The 24,933-nt window shown below is 67.4% G+C and carries 20 protein-coding genes and 1 pseudogene; 17 read left to right on the top strand and 4 right to left on the bottom strand.

Annotated elements, in window-relative coordinates:
- Nucleotides 1-39 precede the first annotated feature (39 nt).
- The 17 genes and pseudogenes from BST44_RS15370 (at nt 40) to nuoN (ending at nt 17,190) form a co-directional block, all read left to right on the top strand.
- The gene (locus BST44_RS15370; protein ID WP_083177966.1) at nt 40-429 is read left to right on the top strand and encodes a nuclear transport factor 2 family protein; all 390 of its coding nucleotides are present in this window, start codon (nt 40-42) and stop codon (nt 427-429) included.
- 45 nt (nt 430-474) lie between these two features.
- Nucleotides 475-1,011, top strand: coding sequence for a YceI family protein (locus tag BST44_RS15365; RefSeq protein WP_208619806.1), 537 nt, complete (start codon nt 475-477; stop codon nt 1,009-1,011).
- Nucleotides 1,012-1,041: 30 nt separating this feature from the next.
- Entirely contained in the window at nt 1,042-1,455 is a 414-nt protein-coding gene (locus tag BST44_RS15360) for an Rv3143 family two-component system response regulator (protein ID WP_083177964.1), read from the top strand.
- A gap of 237 nt (nt 1,456-1,692) precedes the next feature.
- Nucleotides 1,693-2,070, top strand: coding sequence for an NADH-quinone oxidoreductase subunit A (locus BST44_RS15355; RefSeq protein WP_083177963.1), 378 nt, complete (start codon nt 1,693-1,695; stop codon nt 2,068-2,070).
- Between the two features lie 7 nt (nt 2,071-2,077).
- The gene (locus BST44_RS15350; RefSeq protein WP_083177962.1) at nt 2,078-2,632 is read left to right on the top strand and encodes a NuoB/complex I 20 kDa subunit family protein; all 555 of its coding nucleotides are present in this window, start codon (nt 2,078-2,080) and stop codon (nt 2,630-2,632) included.
- Nucleotides 2,629-3,336 (top strand): NADH-quinone oxidoreductase subunit C, encoded by a 708-nt coding sequence (locus BST44_RS15345; RefSeq protein ID WP_083177961.1) that lies wholly within the window; start codon nt 2,629-2,631, stop codon nt 3,334-3,336. The genes BST44_RS15350 and BST44_RS15345 overlap by 4 nt, the downstream gene beginning before the upstream one ends.
- On the top strand, nt 3,336-4,673 hold the full coding sequence (nuoD, locus tag BST44_RS15340) for an NADH dehydrogenase (quinone) subunit D (protein ID WP_083177960.1): 1,338 nt from the start codon (nt 3,336-3,338) through the stop codon (nt 4,671-4,673). Before BST44_RS15345 ends, nuoD begins: the two co-directional genes overlap by 1 nt.
- Nucleotides 4,670-5,428: an NADH-quinone oxidoreductase subunit NuoE gene (nuoE, locus tag BST44_RS15335; RefSeq protein WP_083177959.1), complete on the top strand. Its 759-nt coding sequence runs from the start codon at nt 4,670-4,672 to the stop codon at nt 5,426-5,428. The genes nuoD and nuoE overlap by 4 nt, the downstream gene beginning before the upstream one ends.
- The gene (gene nuoF, locus BST44_RS15330; protein ID WP_083177958.1) at nt 5,425-6,747 is read left to right on the top strand and encodes an NADH-quinone oxidoreductase subunit NuoF; all 1,323 of its coding nucleotides are present in this window, start codon (nt 5,425-5,427) and stop codon (nt 6,745-6,747) included. The genes nuoE and nuoF overlap by 4 nt, the downstream gene beginning before the upstream one ends.
- 79 nt (nt 6,748-6,826) lie before the next feature.
- Nucleotides 6,827-9,190 (top strand): NADH-quinone oxidoreductase subunit G, encoded by a 2,364-nt coding sequence (locus BST44_RS15325; protein WP_142274514.1) that lies wholly within the window; start codon nt 6,827-6,829, stop codon nt 9,188-9,190.
- Between the two features lie 8 nt (nt 9,191-9,198).
- On the top strand, nt 9,199-10,461 hold the full coding sequence (gene nuoH, locus BST44_RS15320; RefSeq protein ID WP_167380211.1) for an NADH-quinone oxidoreductase subunit NuoH: 1,263 nt from the start codon (nt 9,199-9,201) through the stop codon (nt 10,459-10,461).
- A pseudogene (nuoI, locus tag BST44_RS15315) lies at nt 10,445-10,999 on the top strand (NADH-quinone oxidoreductase subunit NuoI); the annotation flags it as partial. The gene nuoH and the pseudogene nuoI, both read left to right, overlap by 17 nt.
- 44 nt (nt 11,000-11,043) lie before the next feature.
- Complete coding sequence (locus BST44_RS15310; protein WP_142274513.1) at nt 11,044-11,826, top strand: NADH-quinone oxidoreductase subunit J; 783 nt, start codon at nt 11,044-11,046, stop codon at nt 11,824-11,826.
- Complete coding sequence (nuoK, locus tag BST44_RS15305; protein WP_007168303.1) at nt 11,823-12,122, top strand: NADH-quinone oxidoreductase subunit NuoK; 300 nt, start codon at nt 11,823-11,825, stop codon at nt 12,120-12,122. The genes BST44_RS15310 and nuoK overlap by 4 nt, the downstream gene beginning before the upstream one ends.
- Before the next feature lie 21 nt (nt 12,123-12,143).
- A complete protein-coding gene (nuoL, locus tag BST44_RS15300) occupies nt 12,144-14,030 on the top strand; it encodes an NADH-quinone oxidoreductase subunit L (RefSeq protein WP_083177953.1) in 1,887 nt (628 codons plus the stop codon).
- A complete protein-coding gene (locus tag BST44_RS15295; RefSeq protein WP_167380208.1) occupies nt 14,027-15,601 on the top strand; it encodes an NADH-quinone oxidoreductase subunit M in 1,575 nt (524 codons plus the stop codon). Before nuoL ends, BST44_RS15295 begins: the two co-directional genes overlap by 4 nt.
- Entirely contained in the window at nt 15,601-17,190 is a 1,590-nt protein-coding gene (nuoN, locus tag BST44_RS15290; protein WP_083177951.1) for an NADH-quinone oxidoreductase subunit NuoN, read from the top strand. The genes BST44_RS15295 and nuoN overlap by 1 nt, the downstream gene beginning before the upstream one ends.
- Before the next feature lie 78 nt (nt 17,191-17,268).
- On the opposite strand, the gene BST44_RS15285 is transcribed toward nuoN, so the two are convergent.
- The 4 genes from BST44_RS15285 to BST44_RS31340 all read right to left on the bottom strand — a co-directional run bounded on the left by BST44_RS15285 (nt 17,269) and on the right by BST44_RS31340 (nt 24,726).
- Complete coding sequence (locus BST44_RS15285; protein WP_083177950.1) at nt 17,269-18,471, bottom strand: DUF6545 domain-containing protein; 1,203 nt, start codon at nt 18,469-18,471, stop codon at nt 17,269-17,271.
- Complete coding sequence (locus tag BST44_RS15280) at nt 18,468-18,959, bottom strand: hypothetical protein (protein ID WP_083177949.1); 492 nt, start codon at nt 18,957-18,959, stop codon at nt 18,468-18,470. The genes BST44_RS15285 and BST44_RS15280 overlap by 4 nt, the downstream gene beginning before the upstream one ends.
- Nucleotides 18,946-19,422 carry a helix-turn-helix domain-containing protein gene (locus BST44_RS15275; RefSeq protein WP_083177948.1) on the bottom strand — a complete coding sequence of 159 codons (477 nt, stop codon included), beginning with the start codon at nt 19,420-19,422 and terminating at the stop codon, nt 18,946-18,948. Before BST44_RS15275 ends, BST44_RS15280 begins: the two co-directional genes overlap by 14 nt.
- Nucleotides 19,423-19,653: 231 nt before the next feature.
- Nucleotides 19,654-24,726 carry a PPE domain-containing protein gene (locus tag BST44_RS31340; RefSeq protein ID WP_083177947.1) on the bottom strand — a complete coding sequence of 1,691 codons (5,073 nt, stop codon included), beginning with the start codon at nt 24,724-24,726 and terminating at the stop codon, nt 19,654-19,656.
- Nucleotides 24,727-24,933: the final 207 nt, after the last annotated feature.

The following is a 24,933-nucleotide window of genomic DNA, read 5'->3' as shown; positions in this document are numbered from 1 at the left end:
GACCTCCAAGAGCGGGCAATCAGAAGAGGAGCCCATGACATGACCACTGCGAGCCCCGAAGTCGTGGCGGACGCCGCCGACCGCCTGTTCGCGGCGATCGAGCAGGGCGACTTCGCGGCGGTCGACCGGATGTGGAGCGACGACATCGCCGTCTGGCGGGTCGGCGCGCGCCGCGATGACGGAAAGGCCCGCGCGCTGCGGGTCATCGACTGGTTCATCGGCGCGACCACCGAGCGCCGCTATCAAATCCTGGACCGGCGGTTCTTCGAGGGCGGCTTCGTCCAGCAGCACATCCTGCACGCCACCGGCCATGCCGGCCAGTCGATCTCGATGCGCGTCTGCATCGTGATCACGGTGGGTGGCGGCGGCCGGCTCGACCGGATCGACGAGTACTTCGACCCCGCAGAGATCGCGCCGCTGCTCGATTAGGCGTTAGATTCGCCACCAGATTCGCCATGACAGATGGGGGTGACGATGACGACTTTGGAAACACTTCTCAACGATCCCGACCTGGCCGGCGTGTGGAATCTCGTCCCGGACCGCTCGGCCATCACGTTCAAGATCGCCAACCTGTGGGGATTGCTCACCGTCAAGGGCCGCTTCACCGAGTTCAGCGGCGACGGCCAACTGACGGGCAAGGGAGCGGTTTTCGGCCGCCTGGACATCCGTGCCGCCTCCCTGGACACCGGCATCGGCCGTCGCGACAAGCATTTGCGCTCGCCCGACTTCTTCGACGTCGAGCGCTTCGGTGAGATCAGCGTCGTCGTCACCGCGGTGCACCCCACCAAGGGCCGGGCCGCCGACCTGCGCGCCGCCTTCACCGTCAAGGGCATCACCGCGCCGCTGCCCCTGTCGGCCACGATCACCGAGCTCGACGACGGCTCGATCCGGGTCGCCGGGGCGACCAAGGTCGATCGCACCCAGTTCGACCTGGGCTGGAACCGGCTCGGCATGATCGGCAAGACGGCGACGGCGGCGGCGGAAGCCGTCTTCGCGCGGGCTGCCCAGTGAAGCCGGTGCGGCACCAGTAGCATCTGCACCGTGTCCGACTCGAGCCCCGAATCCAGCGTTGCCCTGCGGATCCTGGTCTACAGCGATAACGCCAAAACCCGCGAACAAGTGATCCGGGCGCTGGGCAGGCATCTGCATCCGGACCTGCCCGAGCTGACCTACCTCGAGGTGGCGACCGCCCCGATGGTGGTGCAGAAGATGGACGAGGGCGGCATCGACTTGGCCATTCTGGACGGTGAGGCCACCCCCACCGGCGGCATGGGAATCGCCAAGCAACTCAAAGACGAACTCACGACGTGCCCGCCGATCCTGGTGCTCACCGGCCGTCCGGACGACGCCTGGCTGGCCAGCTGGTCGCGCGCCGAAGCCGCCGTGCCGCATCCCGTCGACCCCATCGTGCTGGGGCGCACCGTGCTCGGGCTGCTCCGCACCCCCACCCGCTAGCGCCCTCACCTGCGTCGATACGCGCCGGCGTGACCCCGGTCGCGACCGGCGGCGGGCCGCCCGGTTGCGGCGACACAAAAACGAGACGAATACCCCCACCCCGGCAAAGCACACTCGTCTTCGCGACGCTATGTTGTGAAGGTCACTGTGACGTGCCGCAGCCCGCGTACGTCACAGCAGCCCGGCCCCCCGCCCGGCCGCCGCACGGCGACCCGTACGAGGAGATCTTGGAGCGAGTTGAACGTCTACATACCCATCCTGGTGCTCGGAGCCATAGCCGCGGCCTTCGCCGTGGGGTCCGTGGTCATCGCGAGCCTGGCCGGCCCGTCGCGCTACAACAAGTCGAAGATGGCGCCCTACGAATGTGGCATCGAGCCCACCGAAACATCGGTGAGTGGCCCGCATGCGACGCCCGGCCAGCGGTTCCCGGTGAAGTATTACCTGACCGCAATGCTTTTTATCGTCTTCGACATCGAAATCGTGTTCTTGTATCCCTGGGCGATCAGTTACGACGCGCTGGGAACGTTCGCGTTGGTCGAGATGGTGGTGTTCATGCTCACGGTTTTCGTGGCGTACGCCTATGTGTGGCGCCGCGGCGGCCTGACGTGGGATTGAGGTAGACGTGGGTCTCGAGGAACAGCTTCCCGGTGGGATTCTGCTGTCGACGGTCGAGAAGGTGGCCGGCTATGTCCGCAAGAACTCGTTGTGGCCGGCGACGTTCGGGTTGGCGTGCTGTGCCATCGAGATGATGGCAACCGCCGGGCCAAGATTCGACATCGCGCGGTTCGGCATGGAGCGGTTCTCGGCGACACCGCGGCAGGCCGACCTGATGATCGTGGCCGGGCGGGTGAGCCAGAAGATGGCGCCGGTGCTGCGGCAGATCTACGACCAGATGGGCGAACCCAAGTGGGTGCTGGCCATGGGCGTGTGCGCGTCGTCGGGCGGGATGTTCAACAACTACGCGATCGTGCAGGGCGTCGACCACGTGGTCCCGGTGGACATCTACCTGCCCGGTTGCCCGCCGCGGCCGGAGATGCTGCTGCACGCAATCCTCAAGCTGCACGAGAAGATTCAGCAGATGCCGCTGGGTGTCAACCGGGCGGAAGCCATCGCCGAGGCCGAGCAGGCGGCGCTGTCGGCCCGGCCCACCATCGAGATGCGCGGGCTGCTGCGATGAGCTCGCCGGACCAGCACCCCCACGAGGCGATCAGCCAGGCCGACGAAGAAGTGATCGACGTGCGCCGCGGCATGTTCGGGGCCAAGGGCACGGGCGACACGTCCGGCTACGGGCGCCTGGTGCGCGAGGTCATGCTCCCCGGCAGCAGCCCCCGCCCCTACGGCCGCTACTTCGACGACGTGGTCGACAAACTGGCCGAGGCCCTGCAGGGCTCCGGGGTCGAATTCTCCGACGCGATCGAGAAAGTCGTGGTCTACCGCGACGAGCTGACGCTGCACGTGCGCCGCGAGGCGCTGCCCGGGGTGGCCCAGCACCTGCGCGACGAGCCGGAGCTGCGTTTCGAGATGTGCCTGGGCGTCAGCGGGGTGCACTACCCGCACGAGACGGGTCGCGAACTGCACGCGGTGTACCCGTTGCAGTCGATCACGCACAATCGCCGCGTCCGCCTGGAAGTGGCTGCGCCCGACGGTGATCCGCACATTCCCTCGCTGTACAAGGTCTATCCGACCACCGACTGGCACGAGCGCGAGACCTACGACTTCTTCGGCATCATCTTCGACGGACACCCGTCGCTGACCCGCATCGAGATGCCCGACGACTGGCATGGCCACCCGCAGCGCAAGGACTATCCGCTGGGCGGCATCCCGGTGGAATACAAGGGAGCGCAGATACCCCCGCCCGACGAGCGGAGAGCGTACAACTGATGAGCACAATCACTGACTCGGCCAACGGTGGCGGCGGCGCGGAAAGCCCGGAGACCGTCTTGGTCGCCGGCGGCCAGGACTGGGACCAGATCGTCGACGCCGCCCGCAACGCGGACCCCGGCGAGCGGATCGTCGTCAACATGGGGCCCCAGCACCCGTCCACCCACGGGGTGCTGCGGCTGATCCTGGAGATCGAGGGCGAAACGGTCACCGATGTCCGCTGCGGAATCGGGTACCTGCACACCGGGATCGAGAAGAACCTCGAATACCGCTACTGGACCCAGGGCGTCACCTTCGTGACCCGAATGGATTACCTGTCACCGTTTTTCAACGAAACGGCGTACTGCCTGGGCGTGGAGAAGCTGCTCGGCATCACCGACGCGATCCCCGAACGGGTCAACGTCATCCGGGTGATGATGATGGAACTCAACCGGATCTCCTCGCACCTGGTCGCGCTGGCCACCGGCGGCATGGAACTGGGCGCGATGACGCCGATGTTCGTCGGCTTCCGCGGCCGCGAGATCGTCCTGACCCTGTTCGAGAAGATCTCCGGGTTGCGGATGAACAGCGCCTACATCCGGCCGGGGGGCGTGGCGCAGGACCTGCCGCCGGGCGCCGAGTCCGACGTCGCCGAGGCCCTCAAGCCGCTGCGCCAGGTGCTGCGCGAAATGGGCGACCTGCTCAACGAGAACGCCATCTGGAAGGCGCGCACCTGCGACGTCGGCTACCTGGACCTGACCGGGTGCATGGCGCTGGGCATCACCGGGCCCATCCTGCGCGCCACCGGGCTGCCGCACGACCTGCGCAAGAGCGAACCTTACTGCGGATATGAAAACTACGAATTCGACGTGATGACCGCCGACACGTGTGATGCTTACGGGCGCTACATGATTCGCGTCAACGAGATGTGGGAGTCGATCAAGATCGTCGAGCAGTGTCTGGACAAGCTGAAGCCGGGCCCGATCATGGTCTCCGACCGCAAGATCGCCTGGCCGGCGGACCTGAAGGTGGGACCCGACGGCATGGGCAACTCAGAAGAGCACATCGCCAAGATCATGGGCAGCTCGATGGAGGCGCTGATCCACCACTTCAAGCTGGTCACCGAGGGCATCCGGGTGCCGGCGGGCCAGGTCTACACCGCGGTGGAGTCGCCGCGCGGCGAGCTGGGCGTGCACATGGTGAGCGACGGCGGCACCCGCCCCTACCGGGTGCACTACCGGGACCCCTCGTTCACCAACCTGCAGTCGGTCGCGGCGATGTGCGAGGGCGGCATGGTGGCCGACCTGATCACCGCGGTCGCCAGCATCGACCCGGTCATGGGCGGGGTGGACCGATGACCGGCCCGCAGGGACAGCCGGTGTTCATCCGGCTCGGTCCGCCGCCGGAGGAACCCAACGCGTTCGTCACCGAGGGTGCGCCGCAATCGTATTCACCGGAGGTTCGCGCACGGCTGGAGGTCGACGCCAAGGAGATCATCGGCCGCTACCCCAACAAGCGCTCGGCGCTGCTGCCGTTGCTGCACCTGGTGCAGGCCGAGGACTCCTACCTGACCCCGGCCGGCCTGGAGTTCTGCGGCGAGCAGCTGGGGCTGACCGGCGCCGAGGTGTCGGCGGTGGCCAGCTTCTACACGATGTACCGCCGCGGGCCCACGGGCGACTACCTGGTCGGGGTCTGCACCAACACGCTGTGCGCGATCATGGGCGGCGACGCCGTATTCGATGCCCTGAAGGAACATTTGGGCATCGGCAACGACGAGACCACGCCCGACGGGTCGGTCACGCTGCAACACATCGAGTGCAACGCCGCGTGCGACTACGCGCCGGTGGTGATGGTCAACTGGGAGTTCTACGACAACCAGACCCCCGAGTCGGCGCGCGAGCTCGTCGACTCGCTGCGCTCGGGTGACCCCAAGCCGCCCACGCGCGGCGCGCCGCTGTGCGCCTTCCGCGAGACCTCGCGCATCCTGGCCGGCCTGCCCGACGAACGGCCCGACCAGGGCCAGGGCGGCGCGGGTGAGGCCACTTTGGCGGGCGTGAAGGTGGCGAAGGAACACGGCATGCAGGCGCCGACGCCGCCCGGGAGCCAGTCATGACCACCTCGCAGGCCACGCCGCTCACCCCGGTGATCAGCAGGTTCTGGGACGACCCCGAGTCGTGGACTCTTGCGACCTACCGCCGCCATGACGGCTACGAGGGGATGAAGAAGGCGCTGGCCATGGCGCCCGACGACGTGATCGCCATGGTCAAGGACTCCGGGTTGCGCGGGCGCGGCGGCGCAGGCTTCTCGACCGGGACGAAGTGGTCGTTCATCCCGCAGGGCGACACCGGCGCGGCCGCCAAGCCGCACTATCTGGTGGTCAACGCCGACGAGTCGGAACCCGGTACCTGCAAAGACATTCCGCTGATGCTGGCGACGCCGCACGTGCTCGTCGAGGGCGTCATCATCGCCGCCTACGCGATCCGGGCCAGCCATGCGTTCATCTACGTGCGCGGTGAGGTGCTCCCGGTGCTGCGCCGCCTGCAGAACGCGGTGGCCGAGGCGTACGCCGCCGGATACCTGGGCCGCGACATCAACGGCTCGGGTTTCGACCTGGAGCTGGTGGTGCACGCGGGCGCCGGCGCCTACATCTGCGGCGAGGAAACCGCGCTGCTCGATTCGCTGGAGGGCCGCCGCGGCCAGCCGCGGCTGCGGCCGCCGTTCCCCGCGGTGGCGGGGCTCTACGGCTGCCCCACGGTGATCAACAACGTCGAGACGATCGCCAGCGTGCCGTCGATCATCCTCAACGGCGTCGACTGGTTCCGGTCCATGGGCAGCGAGAAATCCCCCGGCTTCACGCTGTATTCGCTGTCCGGCCACGTCGCCCGGCCCGGCCAGTACGAGGCCCCGCTGGGTATCACGTTGCGCGAGTTGCTCGCCTACGCCGGCGGGGTGCGGGCCGGGCACCGGCTCAAGTTCTGGACGCCCGGCGGCTCCTCCACCCCCCTGCTCACCGACGAGCACCTCGACGTGCCGCTGGACTACGAGGGCGTCGGCGCGGCCGGCTCCATGCTGGGCACCAAGGCGCTGGAGATCTTCGACGAGACCACCTGCGTGGTGCGCGCCGTGCAGCGCTGGACCTACTTCTACAAGCACGAATCGTGCGGGAAGTGCACACCATGCCGCGAGGGCACCTTCTGGCTGGACCAGATCTACGAGCGGCTGGAAACCGGTAAGGGCACCAACGAGGACATCGACAAGCTGCTGGACATCTCCGACACCATCCTGGGGAAGTCGTTCTGCGCGTTGGGCGATGGCGCCGCCAGCCCGGTGATGTCGTCGATCAAGTACTTCCGCGACGAATACGTGGCCCACGTCGAAGACGGTGGCTGCCCGTTCGATCCCCGAGATTCCATGCTGAACGGAAAGGCTTGACACTTTGACTAGTGCCGCCAAGGCCGAGACCGGCGACCCCAAGGACGGCCCCGGGAAAGACGGGGCGCGTCCGCCGGACATGGTGACGCTGACCATCGACGGCAACGAAATCAGCGTGCCCAAGGGCACCTTGGTGATCCGCGCCGCCGAGTTGATGGGCATCCAGATCCCGCGGTTCTGCGACCACCCGCTGCTCGAACCGGTGGGCGCGTGCCGGCAGTGCCTGGTCGAGGTCGAGGGCCAACGCAAGCCGATGGCGTCGTGCACCACCGTCGCCACCGACGACATGGTCGTGCACACGCAGCTCACGTCGGAGGCCGCCGACAAGGCCCAGCACGGGGTGATGGAGCTGCTGCTCATCAACCACCCGCTGGATTGCCCGATGTGCGACAAGGGCGGCGAGTGCCCGCTGCAGAACCAGGCGATGTCCAACGGCCGCACCGATTCTCGCTTCACCGACGTCAAGCGCACCTTCGCCAAGCCGATCAACATCTCCGCGCAGGTGCTGCTGGACCGCGAGCGCTGCATCCTGTGCGCCCGCTGCACGCGGTTCTCCGAGCAGATCGCCGGCGACCCCTTCATCGACATGCAGGAGCGCGGCGCGCTGCAGCAGGTCGGCATCTACGCCAATGAGCCGTTCGACTCGTACTTTTCGGGCAACACGGTGCAGATCTGCCCGGTGGGCGCGCTGACCGGCAGCGCCTACCGTTTCCGGGCCCGCCCTTTCGACCTGGTGTCCAGCCCCAGCGTCTGCGAGCACTGCGCGTCCGGGTGCGCCCAGCGCACCGACCACCGTCGCGGCAAGGTGCTGCGCCGGCTGGCCGGCGACGACCCGGAGGTCAACGAGGAGTGGAACTGCGACAAGGGCCGGTGGGCGTTCACCTACGCGACCCAGCCGGACGTGATCACCACCCCGCTGATCCGCGACGCCGACGGCGAGCTGGCGCCCGCGTCGTGGTCGCACGCGATGGCGACGGCGATCCGGGGCCTGGCGGCGGCCCGCGGGCGCACGGGCGTGCTGGTCGGTGGCCGCGCCACGCTCGAGGACGCCTACGCGTACTCCAAGTTCGCCCGAATCGTGTTGGACAGTAACGACATCGACTTCCGCGCCCGCCCGAACTCGGCCGAGGAGGCCGACTTCCTGGCGTCGCGCATCGCCGGCCGCCGCGACGTCAGCTATTCCGGTCTGGAATCGGCGCCGGTGGTGGTGCTGGTCGGCTTCGAGCCGGAGGACGAGTCGCCGATCGTGTTCCTGCGGCTGCGCAAGGCCGCCCGCAAGCACGGGTTGCCGGTGTACGCGGTTGCGCCGTTCGCGACCCGCGCGCTGGTGAAGATGTCCGGGCGGCTGATCCAAACCGCCCCGGGAGGCGAAGCGGCGGCGCTGGACGGGCTGGCCACCGGCGAGGTGGGCGAGCTGCTGTCCACCCCCGGCGCGGTCATCATGGTCGGCGAACGCCTGGCCACGGTGCCCGGCGGATTGTCGGCCGCCGCCCGGCTCGCCGACGCCACCGGCGCCCGGCTGGCGTGGGTGCCGCGCCGCGCAGGCGAACGCGGCGCGCTGGAGGCCGGCGCGCTGCCCGCCCTGCTGCCGGGCGGCCGCCCGCTCGACGACGAGGCCGCCCGCGCGCAGATCGCCGCGGCGTGGCACGTCTCCGAATTGCCCTCCGCCGCAGGGCGTGACGTCGACGGCATCCTGGCCGCCGCCGCCGACGGGACGCTGGGAGCGTTGCTGGTCGGCGGTGTCGAACCCGACGACTTCGCCGACCCCGAGGCGGTGCTGGCCGCGCTGGACGCCGCCGGGTTCGTGGTCAGCCTGGAGCTGCGGCACAGCGCCGTCACCGAGCGCGCCGACGTGGTGTTCCCGGTCGCCCCCACGACGCAGAAGGCCGGCGCCTTCGTCAACTGGGAGGGCCGCTACCGACCCTTCGAACCGGCGCTGCGCTGGAGCAGCGAGCAGGCCAGCCAATCCGACCACCAGGTGCTCGACGCGCTGGCCGACGAGATGGGCGTCTACCTGGGGCTGTCCACCGCGGACGCGGCCCGCGCGGAGCTGTCCGCGCTGGGCACCTGGGACGGCGGCTGGGCGGCCGGACCTGCCGTCGCGACGCCGCAACCCCGCCAGCCGGGTGAGGGCGAGGCGGTGCTAACCGGCTGGCGGATGCTGCTCGACAACGGCCGGATGCAAGACGGCGAACCGCATCTGGCCGGCACCGCGCGCAAGCCCGCGCTGCGGCTGTCCGCCGCCACGGCGGCCGAGATCGGCGCCACCGAGGGCGACGCGGTCACCGTCAGCACGCCGCGCGGATCGATCAGCCTGCCGCTCGTCGTCACCGACATGCCGGACCGGGTGGTGTGGCTGCCGCTGAACTCGCCCGGTTCGGCGGTGCACCGGCGGCTTGGCGTAACCCTGGGCAGCACAGTGAAAATCGGAGTGGGGCCGTGATGACCGGTTTGACCGCCTTCGGACACGACACCTGGTGGCTGGTGCTGGGCAAGGCGCTGGCCATCTTCGTGTTCCTCATGCTCAACGTGTTGGTCGCGATCCTGCTCGAACGCAAGATCCTCGGCTGGATGCAGCTGCGGCCCGGGCCCAACCGGGCGGGACCGTGGGGCACCCTGCAGAGCCTGGCCGACGGAATCAAGCTGGCGCTCAAGGAAACCATCACGCCGGGCGGCGTGGACAAGTTCGTCTATTTCGCGGCGCCGGTGATCTCGACCATCCCCGCGTTCACCGCGTTCGCCTTCATCCCGTTCGGCCCGGTGGTCTCGGTGTTCGGCCACCGCACCCCGCTCCAGCTCACCGACCTTCCGGTCGCGGTGCTCTTCATCCTGGGCCTGTCGGCGATCGGCGTGTACGGCATCGTGCTCGGCGGCTGGGCGTCCGGGTCCACCTACCCGCTGTTGGGCGGGGTGCGCTCCACCGCCCAGGTCATCTCCTACGAGGTGGCGATGGGGCTGTCGTTCGCGGCGGTGTTCCTCTACGCCGGCTCCATGTCGACGTCGCAGATCGTCGCCGCGCAGGACCGGGTCTGGTACGTGTTCCTGCTGTTGCCGTCGTTCGTCATCTACCTGATCTCGATGGTGGGCGAAACCAACCGCGCGCCTTTCGATTTGCCCGAGGCCGAGGGCGAGCTGGTCGCGGGATTCCACACCGAGTACTCGTCGCTGAAGTTCGCGATGTTCATGCTGGCCGAGTACGTCAACATGATGACGGTCTCCTCGCTGGCCACCGTGCTGTTCTTCGGCGGCTGGCACGCGCCCTGGCCGATCAACATGTGGGCGGGCGCCAACACCGGCTGGTGGCCGGTGCTGTGGTTCACCGCCAAGATGTGGACCTTCCTGTTCATCTACTTCTGGCTGCGGGCCTCGCTGCCCCGGCTGCGCTACGACCAGTTCATGGGGCTGGGCTGGAAGCTGCTGATCCCGGCCTCGCTGGTCTGGGTGTTGGTCGCGGCGGTGATCCGCACGTTGCAGAACCAGGGGTACGCGCACTGGACCCCGATCCTGGTGGTCAGCAGCATCGTGTTCGCCACGGCGCTGGTGCTGCTGTTGCGAAAGCCATTCGCGGCGCCCGGGATTCGGGCGCTGGAGAAACAGCTCCGCCGCCAGGCCAAGCAACTGCCGGCCGGACAGACCGCCACACCGGTATTCCCGACACCGCCGCTGCCGATGAAGTCCCTGGCGGCCGCGAGCAAGGAGAAAGCGCATGGCTAAGTTTTTGGACGCCGTGGCCGGATTCGGAGTGACCTTCGGATCGATGTTCAAACGGAACGTCACCGAGGAGTATCCGGAGAAGCCGGGCCCCGTCGCGCCGCGCTATCACGGCCGTCACCAGCTCAACCGCTACCCGGACGGGCTGGAGAAGTGCATCGGTTGCGAGTTGTGCGCCTGGGCGTGCCCGGCCGACGCCATCTACGTCGAGGGTGCGGACAACACCGAGGAGCTCAGGTATTCGCCCGGCGAACGCTACGGCCGGGTGTACCAGATCAACTACCTGCGCTGCATCGGCTGCGGCCTGTGCATCGAGGCCTGCCCGACCCGCGCCTTGACGATGACCAACGACTACGAGATGGCCGACGACAACCGCGCCGACCTGATCTACGAGAAGGACCGGCTGCTCGCGCCGCTGCTGCAGGACATGCTCGCGCCGCCGCACCCCCGGGCACCCGGCGCCACCGACAAGGACTACTACCTGGGTAACGTGACGGCCGACGGCCTGCGCCAGACCGAAAAGGCTGGGGAGTCCAGGTGACTGGGCTCGCGGGTCAGCTCCTGGCCTCCAATTTCGCCTCCAATGTGGCCACCAATCTGGCTTCCGAGACGATCGTCCGGACCTCCACCGGCGAGGCCGTCGCGTTCTGGGTGCTGGGCGCGCTCGCGCTGGTCGGCGCGATCGGGGTGGTGCTGTCGGTCAACGCCGTGTACTCGGCCATGTTCCTGGCGATGACCATGATCATCCTCGCCGTGTTCTACATGATCCAGGACGCGCTGTTTCTGGGTGTGGTCCAAGTCGTGGTCTACACCGGCGCGGTGATGATGCTGTTCTTGTTCGTGCTGATGCTGATCGGCGTCGACTCCGCGGAATCGTTGAAGGAGACGCTGCACGGGCAGCGCATCGCCGCGGTGCTGGCCGGCGTCGGCTTCGGCGTCCTGCTGATCGCCGCGATCGGCTCCGCCGCGACGGGCGGCTTCGCGGGGCTGACCGCCGCCAACGCCAACGGCAACGTGGAAGGGCTTGCCGCGCTGATCTTCTCGCGGTACGTGTGGGCGTTCGAACTCACCAGCGCGCTGCTGATCACCGCCGCGATCGGGGCGATGGTGCTGGCCCACCGCGAGCGCTTCGAGCGCCGCAGGACGCAGCGGGAGCTCTCGCAGGAGCGATTCCAGCCCGGCGGTCACCCCACCCCGATGCCCAGCCCCGGCGTCTACGCGCGCCACAACGCCGTCGACATGGCCGCGCTGCTGCCGGACGGGTCGTACTCCGAGCTGTCGGTGTCGCCGATCCTGCGCAGCCGCGGCGCCGACGGCAAAGAGACTCCTTCCCGGCAGGCCAGTTTGTCCCAAGGCGGTGCGTCGTGAATCCGGCCAATTACCTCTACCTTTCGGCCCTGCTGTTCACCATCGGGGCCTCCGGCGTGCTGCTGCGGCGCAACGCCATCGTGATGTTCATGTGCGTCGAGCTGATGCTGAACGCGGTCAACCTGGCGTTCGTCACGTTCGCGCGGATGCACGGCCACCTGGACGGGCAGATGATCGCGTTCTTCACGATGGTGGTGGCCGCGTGCGAGGTCGTCGTCGGCCTGGCGATCATCATGACGATTTTCCGTGCCCGCAAATCGGCGTCGGTCGACGACGCGAACCTACTCAAAGGCTGACATCGCCAATATGGGGCCAACATGACTCACTACACCTGGCTGCTGGTGGCGCTGCCGCTGGCGGGTGCCGCGATCCTGTTGTTCGGCGGGCGACGCACCGACGCCTGGGGGCACTGGCTGGGCTGCGCCACCGCCCTGGCCGCCTTCGGCGTCGGCCTGAGCCTGCTGAGCGAGCTGCTGGGCCGCGGCGCGGACGACCGGGTCATCCACCAGAGGGTGTTCAGCTGGATCCCGGTCGGCCAGCTGCAGGTGGACCTCGGGCTGCAGATCGACCAGCTCTCCGTGTGTTTCGTGCTGCTGATCTCCGGGGTCGGTTCGCTGATCCACATCTACTCGGTCGCCTACATGGCCGACGACCCGGACCGCCGGCGGTTCTTCGGCTACCTCAACCTGTTCCTGGCCTCGATGCTGCTGCTGGTGGTCGCCGACAACTATGTGGTGCTCTACGTGGGCTGGGAGGGCGTCGGCCTGGCGTCCTACCTGCTGATCGGCTTCTGGTACCACAAGCCGACTGCCGCCACCGCGGCCAAGAAGGCGTTCGTGATGAACCGCGTCGGCGACGCCGGGCTGGCGCTGGGAATGTTCTTGATGTTCAGCACGTTCGGCACGCTGTCCTACGCGGGCGTGTTCGCCGGCGCGCCCGCCGCCGGCCGCGGCGCGCTGACCGCGATGGGCTTGCTGCTGCTGTTGGGCGCGTGCGCCAAGTCCGCTCAGGTCCCGCTGCAGGCCTGGTTGGGTGACGCCATGGAGGGCCCCACCCCGGTGTCCGCGCTGATCCACGCCGCCACGATGGTGACCGCCGGCGTGTACCTGATCGTGCGGTCCAACCCGCTCTACAACCTGGCGCCCGACGCGCAGACGGCCGTCGTCGCCGTCGGCGCCGTCACGCTGTTGCTCGGCGCGTTCATCGGCTGCGCCAAGGACGACATCAAGCGCGCGCTGGCCGCGTCGACCATGAGCCAGATCGGCTACATGGTGCTGGCCGCCGGCCTGGGCCCGGCCGGCTACGCGTTTGCGATCATGCACCTGCTCACCCACGGGTTCTTCAAGGCCGGGTTGTTCCTCGGGTCCGGCGCGGTGATCCACGCGATGCACGAGGAGCAGGACATGCGCCGCTACGGCGGCCTGCGCGCCGCGCTGCCGATCACCTTCGCCACCTTCGGCCTCGGGTATCTGGCGATCATCGGCGTGCCGCCGTTCGCGGGCTTCTTCTCCAAGGACGCCATCGTCGAGGCCGCGCTCGGCGCCGGCGACGCCCGCGGCTACGTGCTGGGCGGGGCCGCGCTGCTGGGCGCGGGGGTCACCGCGTTCTACATGACCCGCGTGATGCTGATGACGTTCTTCGGCAAGAAGCGTTGGGCCCCAGGCACCCATCCGCACGAGGCGCCGGCCCTGATGACGTGGCCGATGATCCTGCTCGCCTTCGGCTCGGTGTTCTCCGGTGGGCTGCTGGCCTGGCGCGGCACCCTGGCGCGCTGGCTCGAGCCGGTGGTCGGGAAACACGAAGAGGTGACCCATGCGTTCCCGGTCTGGGTCAGCACGGCCCTGGCGCTGGGCGTCGTCGCCATCGGGATCGCGGTGGCCTACCGGTTGTACGCGAACGCGGAAATCCCCCGGGTCGCCCCGCTTGCGGTGTCCCCGGTGACGACGGCCGCGCGCAGGGACTTCTACGGCGACGCCTTCAACGAGGAAGTGTTCATGCGCCCCGGGGCCGAGCTCACCGAGGCGCTTGTCGACGTCGACAACGCGGGGGTGGACGGCTCGGTCAACGCGCTGGCCGCGCTGGTGGGCTGGACTTCGAATCGCCTGCGGGGGCTGCAGACCGGCTTCGCCCGCAACTACGCATTGTCGATGCTGACGGGCGCGGTCCTGGTGGTCGCGCTGATCCTGGCGGTGAAACTGTGGTGAATACCCTTCCGTGGCTGAGCATCCTGTGGCTGGTGCCCCTGGCCGGCTCGGTGCTGGTGATCCTGCTGCCGCCGGGGCTGCGCCGGCTCGCCAAGTGGACCGGCCTGGTCTTCGGCGTCGCGACGCTGGCGGTCGCGGTCGTCATCACCCTGGGCTTCAAGACCGGCGGCAGCACCTACCAGTTCGTCGAAAGCCATTCCTGGATACCGGCGTTCGGCGCAACCTACTCCCTCGGTGTGGACGGCATCGCCGTGGTGCTGGTGCTGCTGACCGCCGTGCTGATCCCGGTCCTGCAGATCGCCGGCTGGAACGACGGCGGCGAGAAACGCAACCGCGGGGTGCAGGCCTACGTCGCGTTGACGCTGGCCATCGAGTCGATGGTGCTGATCTCGGTGGTCGCGCTTGACGTGTTGTTGTTCTACGTGTTCTTCGAGGCCATGCTCATCCCGATGTACTTCCTGATCGGGGGCTTCGGCGGTGGGACCGGACGCTCGCGCGCGGCGGTGAAGTTCCTGCTGTACAACCTCTTCGGCGGGCTGATCATGCTGGCCGCGGTGATCGGGCTGTACGTGGTGACCGCCCAGCACGGCTCGGGCACCTTCGACTTCCGCGAGATCGTGGCGGGCGTGGCGTCCGGCCGCTACGGCGCCGACTCCGCCGTGTTCAAGGCGCTGTTCCTCGGCTTCATGTTCGCGTTCGCCATCAAGGCGCCGCTGTGGCCGTTCCACCGCTGGCTGCCCGACGCCGCGGTGGAGGCCACCCCGGCGACCGCGGTGTTGATGATGGCGGTGATGGACAAGGTCGGCACCTTCGGCATGCTGCGCTACTGCCTGCAGCTCTTCCCCGGCGCGTCAACGTATTTCCGCCCCTTGATCGTCGTGCTGGCCGTCATCGGGGTGATCTACGGCGCGATCGTGGCGATCGGGCAGACCGACATCATGCGCCTGATCGCCTACACCTCCATCTCGCACTTCGGGTTCATCATCCTGGGCATCTTCGTGATGACCAGCCAGGGGCAGAGCGGGTCGACGCTGTACATGCTCAACCACGGCCTGTCCACGGCGGCGGTGTTCCTGATCGCCGGCTTCCTGATATCCCGGCACGGCAGCCGGGCGATCGCCGACTACGGCGGGGTGCAGAAGGTGGCGCCGATCCTGGCGGGGACGTTCCTCGTCTCGGCCATGGCCACCCTTTCGCTGCCCGGCCTGGCACCCTTCATCAGCGAATTCCTGGTCCTGCTGGGCACTTTCAACCGGTACTGGCTGGCCGCCGCGTTCGGCGTGACCGCGCTGGTGCTGTCCGCCATCTACATGCTCTGGCTTTACCAGCGGGTGATGACCGGACCCGTGGCGTCCGGCAACGAGAAGATCGGTGACCTGCGGGCGCGCGAACTGCTGGTCGTCGCCCCCTTGATCGCGCTGTTGCTCGTGCTCGGCGTCTACCCGAAGCCCGTGCTCGACATCATCAACCCCGCCGTCGAGAACACCATGACCACCATCGGCCAGCACGACCCCGCGCCGAGCGTGCCGGCGGTCAACCAGGCACCCCGGACCGCCGAAGGACCGCGATGATGACCCTGCCCACCCCCAGCATCGAGTACTTCCTGCTGTGCCCGACGCTCATCGTGTTCGGCGCCGCCGTGGCCGGCGTCCTCGCGGAGGCGTTCCTGCCGAGGCGGGCTCGTTACGGTGCCCAGGTGACGCTCGCGCTGGCCGGTTTGGTCGCGGCGTTCCTGGCGACCGTGGAAGTGGCCGAGTCGATTCCGGCCTCGGGCCGCACTGCGGTGCTGGGCGCGATGGCCGTCGACCGGCCGACCCTGTACCTGCAAGGGACGGTGCTGCTGGTCGCGGTGCTGGCGGTCATCTTCGTCGCCGAACGCACGCAGGCGAAGGCCGACAGCAAGGTCACCGCGGGCGTGGGGGCCGGTGGGTCAGTCGGCCTGGATTCCTTCACCCCACAGGCCTCCGCTGTGCCGGGCAGCGACGCCGAACGCGACGCGGAGCGCGCCGGCGCCGCGCAGACGGAGCTGTTCCCGCTGCTGATGCTGTCCGTCGGCGGCATGATGGTCTTCCCGGCATCCAACGACCTGCTGACGATGTTCGTTGCGCTCGAGGTTCTTTCGCTGCCCCTCTACCTGATGTGCGGCCTGGCCCGGCATCGGCGCCTGCTGTCGCAGGAGGCGGCGATGAAGTATTTCCTGCTGGGTGCGTTCTCGTCGGCGTTCTTCCTGTACGGGGTGGCGCTGCTGTACGGCGCGACGGGCACGCTGCTGCTGACCGGCATCCGGGATGCGCTGGCGGCGCACGGGGACACCTCGATGGCGCTGGTGGGCGTCGCACTGCTGGCCGTCGGCCTGCTGTTCAAAGTGGGTGCGGTTCCGTTCCATTCGTGGATTCCGGACGTCTACCAGGGAGCGCCCACCCCCATCACCGGGTTCATGGCGGCGGCCACCAAGGTGGCGGCCTTCGGGGCGCTGCTGCGGGTGGTCTACGTCGCGTTGCCGCCACTGCACGACCAGTGGCGGCCGGTGCTGTGGACCATCTCGATCCTCACCATGGCGGTGGGCACCATCACGGCGGTGAACCAGACCGACGTGAAACGCATGCTGGCCTATTCATCGGTCGCCCACGTCGGGTTCATCCTCACCGGCGTGATCGCCGACAACCAGGCCGGGCTGTCGTCCACGCTGTTCTACCTGTTGGCCTACAGCTTCAGCACCGTCGGCGCGTTCGCCATCGTGAGCCTGATCCGCGACGCCGACGGCGTCGAGGACGCCACGCTGTCGCACTGGGCGGGCCTCGGGCAGCGCTCACCCATTGTGGGCGTGATGTTTTCGATGTTCCTGCTGGCGTTCGCCGGTATCCCGCTGACGAGCGGCTTCGTCAGCAAGCTCGCCGTGTTCAAGGCCGCCGCCCAGGGCGGCGCGGCGCCGCTGGTGATCGTCGGTGTGGTCGCCAGCGGCATCGCCGCCTACTTCTACGTGCGGGTGATCGTGTCGATGTTCTTCACCGACGCCACCGACGACACTCCGCACGTGGTGGCGCCGGGGATCCTGAGCAAGGCCGCGATCGCGGTGTGCGCCTTGGTCACCGTGCTTCTGGGCATCTTCCCGCAGCCGCTGCTCGACCTGGCCGACCAGGCCGCCCAGCTGCTGCACTAGCTCCGGCGATGCCGCCGACGGCCCACGTGTGTGCGGCGGTGATTGTCGATCGCCCATTGCCCTTTCGATACCACAGGATCAGCCAGGACGGGTCGTCACCTGCCCGGTTGCCGACGATCGGCTTGCAGCCGCGGCGGGGAGCCACCACTTGGCCAGCTGCACCAGTTCGCACGTTTCCTGCTCGAGGGTTGTTGCCCGGGACGTGACGACGCGGGTTGCATCGAGTCGTTGCGGGGCTCCTGATGCTTTGGCATCGGCTGCGTGGGCTAATTGCAGGGCCAAGATCGCAGTGTCGCGATCAGCGGAGCGGATGGAATGCGCCGCGACGAATTGGGCGACCTGTTCCGGGGGGATGTCGCGAAAGTAGGGTCTTAGCTGCAAAATAAGATCCCGTATTTCGACGACGGTCTGGTGGAGTTGCAGCGTAGTTTTCCGGTGCCGGGCACCATCTTGCTGCAAGTCGAAAGTGTTTGCCGGCGCGGCCTGTCGCAGATTATCCCGCAGTGGCTGCAGCTTTCGCCATTGTCGGCTGACGGGATCCAGCCCGCCACGGGCGATAATCGCGAACACGCACGGGACTGCGGCGAGCGCGCTGCATCCGACGGCCTCCCAGAAAAAGTACACGCCGTGGACCTCGGCCCGGTACGTGCCGGTGTGTGACCATCCGAGTTGTTCAAACACCAGCAGTACCAACGATTCCACGGTGACCCATCCGATCGCCAGTGCCAATGCCACCCCAAGGGCAGCGACGATGCGTTCGCGGCGCGGCGCCCCTGGACGGGTCAGCTCCCCGATGCTCAATCGCATCAGCTGAACGACCAACACGAGGAACATCGTCGAATAGAAACCATAGGCGAGCACTCCGTCCCACCCGCCGGCAACTTCGACGGGCTTTGCCTCGAGTCGGGCCCGCGTTGCCGCGACGAGATAACCGATGACCAATAGTGCTGCCGCACATCGGTAGTAGCGGTGGCGGCGACGGATGACTGGTTCAGATAGTCCCGACCACATCATGGTGAAACCGATGAATTCCACGCTGCCAAAGATCAGGACCACCGCCGCCAGTTGCTGTGCTGTGGTGACGGTGATCAGCGCAGCGTCCGACAGCAGTTGTTGGACAGCGTGTTCGCGCAGTAGCTGTGCCGTCAGCAACATCGCCAGCGTGTTGTTGAGATGGGTGTCAAAAAAATTCGCGTTGAAACCCACGTAGCGCGTGACCACGACGATCACCATGAACAGGATCAGCGGCCAAGCGACCGCGGGAGGTACGGTGCTGGTCATCGGGCGCGGAAGAACACGCTGCGCATGACCGAGCGCTGCGCACCGGCGTCGGCGGCGGCAATCACGAGCATCGAGGCGAACGTCTCGGCGTCGCGTTCCTGGGCACTGGCGTAATCGGTGCGGCCTAACACCGCGCGAACGGCGGCCGGGTCCAGGTCTGGCAGCAGTGTGGCGCACAGGTGGCTAGAGCCGAGAGGCCCGCTGGTGTAGGACTGGTCGTGGCCGAGCACCATGTGCCCGATTTCATGGCAGACGATCTGGTCCATGTGGTACTCCGAGGTGCCGATGTCGTGGACGATGATGTCGTCGGTGTCGCGCTTTAACCACAACCCGCATGGGCTACCGGCCAGCGGTGTGGGCGTCGGTATTAGCCGGATCGGTCGGCGCCGCATCCGCGCCACGTTGTCGACAAACTGGTGGCGGTCCCACGGGACAGGGATCGGCATCCGGCGAACCAGCGCCTCCAATTCGTCGTCAGGAGTGGTCATCTCCGCCCCCGGGCGCCGGCGCGAGCGGAGGCAACTTCTCCAGCTCGCGGACATGGTCGACCATCGCCACCAGATTAGCGAGGGCAGCGTCCGTCAGCCCGGAAGCACGCATCGCCAAATCCCGCACCCCCGCGTCGCGCAGTGCTTGCAACAATTCCAGCTGCGCTTCGAGGTGTTCATCAACCTCGGCATCGATCAAATATGACGCGGACACTCCGAAAAACTCCGCGATCGCGCGCAAATGCGCCACCGTCGGGTTGGCCTTCAGCCCGCTGCGAAGCTGCCACAGGTACGCCGGGCTGATCGAAACGCCGGTCTTTTCCGTAATGGCCTCAGCAGCAGCGGCATTCGATAGCACCGGCTGCGATGGGCTACGCATGACCTCAAACAGCTTGTTGAGCTTGCCCGCCAAATCGGTCGTGGACACTTGGCCCTCCGTGGTGGCTCGATCCTCGGTCACCATACCTCCGTTCACGGTGGGCCGCCTGCCGTACACCCATATTAAGACAGGGTATGGGGCATTTTGCTGGCACCGCCGCGACGACAAGGTGCCCGCCCCGGCCGCGTGTCGTTGCTGGAGCGACGATCCCCTAATCGGCCTTCCGGCGTTACGCGTGACCAGGCGAGCGTCGCGGCCGATGGCCGCGTGGTCAAGCCCGCACGGAGATGCGCAGCCGACCCGCTCTGTCAGCAGTTATGCGAACGCATCCAAGAGTTCGTCGACATTCAGCTGGGGCTGGATTCCGGAGGTTCCCGATAGGCCCGGCGCAGCCGACAAGATGAGAAGGTCCGGCTGAGGCACGGTTGCCGGGAGACTCCCCGGAGCCACGGTAACGGGGCCGATAAAGCCGCCCCGGCCGGCGAAGCCTCCGGAACCAACGCTGACGATATCGCCGGGACCGACGGTCAAGGTTCCGCCGGATTCAACGGGGACGGTGCTGCCGGCGTTCACCGTGAGATAGCCACCGCTATTGATGGACAGGGTGCCGTCATCGCCGACGGTCAAGATGCTGCCGGAGTTAAGCGTGGTCGCGCCGCCCGACTCGATCGTGAGGGCACCACCGTCGTCGAGGGTGACGGCGCCGCCGGATTCGACGGTGACGGTACCATCCGCGTTAACGATGACCGTGCCGTAATCGCTGAGGGTACCGCCGTCGATGGTGAGAGTGCCGTAATCGCTGACGGTCCCGCCGGATTCGACGGAAAGCGCGCCAGCGTCGTTGAGCGTACCGCCAGACTCGACGGACAGAGTGCCGTAATCACTGAGGGTCCCGCCGGGCTCAATCGAGAGGGTGCCTCCAGATTGGACGGTAACGCTGCCCCCCGCGTCGACGGTGACGGTCCCGTAATCGGTCCACGTGCCGCCGGATTCAACGGCAACGGCGCCGTAGTCGTTGAGAGTGCCACCGGATTCGACCGAGACGACACCGCCGTTGTTGACCGTGAGCGTGCCCGAGTCGGTGAGCACGCCGCCGCTGTTGACGGTGAGCGTGCCCGAGTCGGTGAGTGTGCCGCCGCTGTTAACGGTCAGCGTGCCCGAGTCGGTGAGTGTGCCGCCGCTGTTAACCGTCACAGTTCCCGAGTCGGTGAGGATGTGGCCAGGTTGCACGGTGAGGACGCCGGAGTCGGAAAGCGTGCCGCCGCTGTTGATGGTGAGCGCGCCGGAGTCGGTGAGCGTGCCACCGGGTTCGACCGAGACGACACCACCGTTGTTGACCGTGAGCGTGCCCGAGTCGGTGAGTGTGCCGCCGCTGTTAACCGTCAGAGTTCCCGAGTCGGTGAGGATGTGGCCAGGTTGCACGGTGAGGGCGCCGGAGTCGGAAAGCGTGCCGCCGCCGTTGATGGTAAGGGTGCCGGAGTCGGTGAGCGTGCCACCCGATTCGACCGAGACGGCACCGCCGTTGTTGACCGTGAACGTCCCGGAATTGGTAAGGGTGGCACCGGAGTTGATACTAACCGTCCCCGAATCGGTAAACGTAGCACCAGAGTTGACAGTTACAGTTCCCGAATCGGTAAACGTAGCACCAGAGTTGACAGTTACGGTTCCCGAATCGGTAAACGTAGCACCGGAATTGACCGTAACCGTCCCCGAATCGGTAAACGTAGAACCGGAATTGACGGTGACAATACCCGAATTGGTAAACGTACCACCGGGTTGGACGGTGACGGTACTACCGATACTACCGACGTCGTAGAAGGTGCTCCCGGGCTGGATCGTGATGGTGCCGTAGTCGTTGAGAGCGGCCCCGTGCGTGACGGTGAGGGATCCGTAACCAGTGACATTGAGGTAGCCGTTGCCGCTTACGGTGAGAGTCCCCGCGTCGGTAACGACGCCGCCGGTGTCGGTGAGGGTGCCGCCATCGAGGGTCAGGGTGCCGCCCGGGTTGACGGTGAGGTAGCCACCGGGGCTGACGTTCAGGCTGCCGCTGTCGGTGATGGTCAGGGTGCCGTAGTCGTTGAGGGCGCCGCTGTCAGTGAGGTTGCCGCTGTTGATCAGTGTCGCACCGTGGTTGACATAGAGGGTGCCAGCGTTGTCGAGGCTCCCGCTGTTGATCAGTGTGGCGTTGTCGAAGAAGCCGGAACCGGGGTCGGCGGTTATGGAGCCGGTGTTGGTAAGGGTTCCACTGTTGCTGAGGGTGCCACCCGTGTTGACGGTGAGGGTGCCGCTGTTGGTGAGCGTTCCACCGTTGCTGAGGGCGCCACCCGTGTTGACGGTGAGGGAGCCGCTATCGGTGAGAGTCCCGCCGGCGCCGATGTTCAGGGTGCCGCTATCGGTCAGGGTGGCACCGGAGTCGATGGTGAGGGCGCCGGAGTCGGTGAGAGTGGCGCCCGGGCTAATGGTGAGGGTGCCGGAGTCGGTGAGGGTGCCGGAATTGGCGAGGGCACCGCCACCGCTAATCGTGAGGTTGCCGCCGTCGATGAGGGTGGCGCCGGCATCGACGTTGAGGGTGCCGCCGTCGGTGAGGACACCGCCGGCGTCGACGGTCAAGGTGCCGCCGTCGGTGAGAACGCCGCCACCGTTGATGGTCAGGGCGCCGCTGGGGCCGACGGTGAGGCCGCTGTCGGCGTTGAGGGTGACGGTGCCACCACTGTTGACGGTGAGGATTCCATCGGCGCCAACGGTGAGGACGTCGTTGTTGGTCAGGGTGCCATCGGCGCCAACGGTGAGGATGCCGCCGGTGTTGATGTTGCCCCCGACCGTGACGGTGCCGTCGTTGGTGAGGGTGCCGCCGGCGTCGACGGTCACGGTGCCGCTGTCGCTGAGGGTGCCGCCGGCGTTGACGGTCACGGTGCCGCTGTCGCTGAGAGAGCTGCCGCCGCTGACCGTGACTGTGCCGTAGTCGGTGAGGGTGCCTCCGCTGGTGACGGTCAGGGTGCCGCTGTCCGTCAGAGTGGCGCCACTATTGATGGTCAGGGTGCCGGAATCGGTGAGGGTGCCGCCATAGGAGACGGTGAGCGTGCCGCTGTCGGTGAGGGTGCCGCCGCTGTTGATGGTCAGGGTGCCGGAATCGGTGAGACTGCCGCCCGAATTGATAGTCAGGGCACCGGAATCAGTGAGACTGCCGTCCGAATTGATAGTCAGGGCACCGGAATCGGTGAGACTGCCCCCGCTATTGATAGTCAGGGCACCGGAATCGGTGAGACTGCCGCCGCTATTGATGACCAGGGTGCCGGAATCGGTGAAAGTGCCGCCGCTGTTGATGGCGAGGGTGGAGCCGGAGTCGATGGTGACGGTGCCAGAGGAGGCAAGGGTGCCGGAGTCGGTGAGGGTGCCGCCGGAGGTGACGGTGAGGGTGCCGCCGGAGGAGACGGTCAGTCCACCGCCGGAGTTGATACTGACGGTGCCGGAGTCGGTGAGGGTGCCGCCATCGGTGAGGATGCCGCTGATGTCGTCGACGGTGCCACTGATGGTGAGCGTGCCGGTGGGGTCGACGGTGAGGGTGCCGCCGCTGTCGATGGTGAGGGTGCCGCTGTCGACGGTGAGGGTACCGCTGTCCGTGATTGTGCCGCTGTCGATGGTGAAGGTGCCTGAGTCGGTGACCGTGAGGGCGCCGCCGTTGGTGAGGGCGCCGCCATGGCTGAGCGTGACGGTGCCGTAGTCGGTGAGGACGCCGCCGTTGTCGAGGGTGCCGCCGTCGATGATGAGGGTGCCGCCGTTGGTGAAGGTGCTGCCGTCGCTGACCGTGACGGTGCCGGAGTCGGTGAGGGTACCGCCGGCGTTGACGGTCAGCGTGCCGGAGTCGGTGAGGGTGCCGCCGGGGTTGACGGTGAGGTTGCCGGCGTCGATGAGATAGCCGCCGGGGTCGACGGTCAGCGTGCCGGAGTCGTTGAGCGTGCCGCTGCTGGAAAGCATGCCGGAGTCGGTGAGGGTGCCGCCGCTGTCGATGGTGACGGTGCCGCCGCTGTTGATCGTGAGAGTACCGGTGTCGGTTAGGGTGCCGCCGTCGGCGACCGTAAGGGTGCCGCTGTCGACGGTGACGGTGCCGCCGCCGTTGATCGTGAGGGCTCCGCCGTCGGTAAGGGTGCCGCCGTCGGCGACCGTAAGGGTGCCGCTGTCAGTCAGGGTGCCGCCGCCGTTGATCGTGAGGGCACCGCCGTCGGTGAGGGTGCCGCCGTTGGCGAGCATGCCGGAGTCGGTGAGGGTGCCGCCGTCGGCGATCGTGAGAGAACCGCCGTTGGTGAGGGTGCCGCCAGAGCCGATGGTGAGGGTGCCGCTGTTGGTGAGGGTGCCGCCGTAGCCAGAGCTGATCGTGAGGGCACCGCTGTTGATGGTGAGGATGCCGCCGGAGTTGAGGGTGACAGTGCCGCTGTAGACGGTGAGGGTGCCGCCCTCGACGAGGAGGCTGCCGCCGGACTCGATGGTGAGGGTGCCGAAGACGTTGACGGTGCCGCCGGATTCGACGGTCAGGGCGCCGAAGACGTTGACGGTGCCGCCGTCGATGGCGAGGGTACCGCCGCCGTCGACGGTGAGAGTGCCGCCGGATTCGACGATGATCTGGCCGCCGGTTTCGACGATGACGGTGGTGCCGGAGCCGATGGTGTAGGTCCCACCGGGGGCGACGGTGAGGGTCTGGCCATTGCTGAGGGTGACGGTGGTGCCGGTGCTCTGGGTGGTGACAGTCGAGCTGGTGTGCTCGGCGGTGGCGCTCGAGGTCAGCTGCAGCGTGGACTCGGTGCGGGTGCTGGTGGCGTTGGTGGTGGCCTGGGCGACCGCGCGGGCCTGGTTGGTCTGCCCGTTCTGGTTGGTGGTCTGCGGCGGCTCGTCGAACGGCTTCAACGTGCTGACGATCGAGGAATCGGCGGCGTAGCCGTACATCGCAGTGGCGTCTTGGACCCACATCTCCATGTATTCGGCTTCGGTGGCCGCTATCGCGGGCGTGTTCTGCCCGAGGAAATTGGTGGAAATCAGCATCATCAGCCGTGCCCGGTTGGCGGCAACCACCGGCGGGGGCACCGTCATCGCGAACGCCGCCTCATAAGCCGCCGCCGCCGCATACGCCTGGGCGGCAGTCTGCCCGGCCGCCGCGGCGCTCGCTTGCAGCCATTCCACATAGGGCGTCGCCGCGGTCGTCATCGCCAGCGATGCCGGGCCCGACCAGACCTGCCCGGCCAACCCCGCGATCTCCGACGAGTATCCGCCGGCAGCCGATTCCAGCTCGGCTGCCAGCGCATCCCAGGCCTGCGCGTTCGACAGCATCGGGCCTGGCCCGGGACCGGTGTACATCAGCTCCGAATTAATCTCGGGCGGCAACAAGGCAAAATCCATGGCCCCGTTTCCCTTTCAGAAATGACGAGGTAGTTGTTCGACGGTAAGTGGCGGCGGCTCGTCGCCGGCCTGCACGACGGAAGGGCATTGGTCCGTCCGTTCATGCGACTGATCTCTGTGCCGGGAGCTCTCTTCGGCCCAAATATAACGGCATGCGCTATCTACGGCAACATATACTGAAATAAATGCCCGAGGCCACTCCGCGCA

The sequence above is a fragment of the Mycobacterium scrofulaceum genome (assembly GCF_002086735.1).
In the GTDB taxonomy this organism is placed as follows: domain Bacteria; phylum Actinomycetota; class Actinomycetes; order Mycobacteriales; family Mycobacteriaceae; genus Mycobacterium; species Mycobacterium scrofulaceum.
Note: the sequence above shows the minus strand (reverse complement) of the source record. Positions and strands in the feature narration are given on the sequence as shown.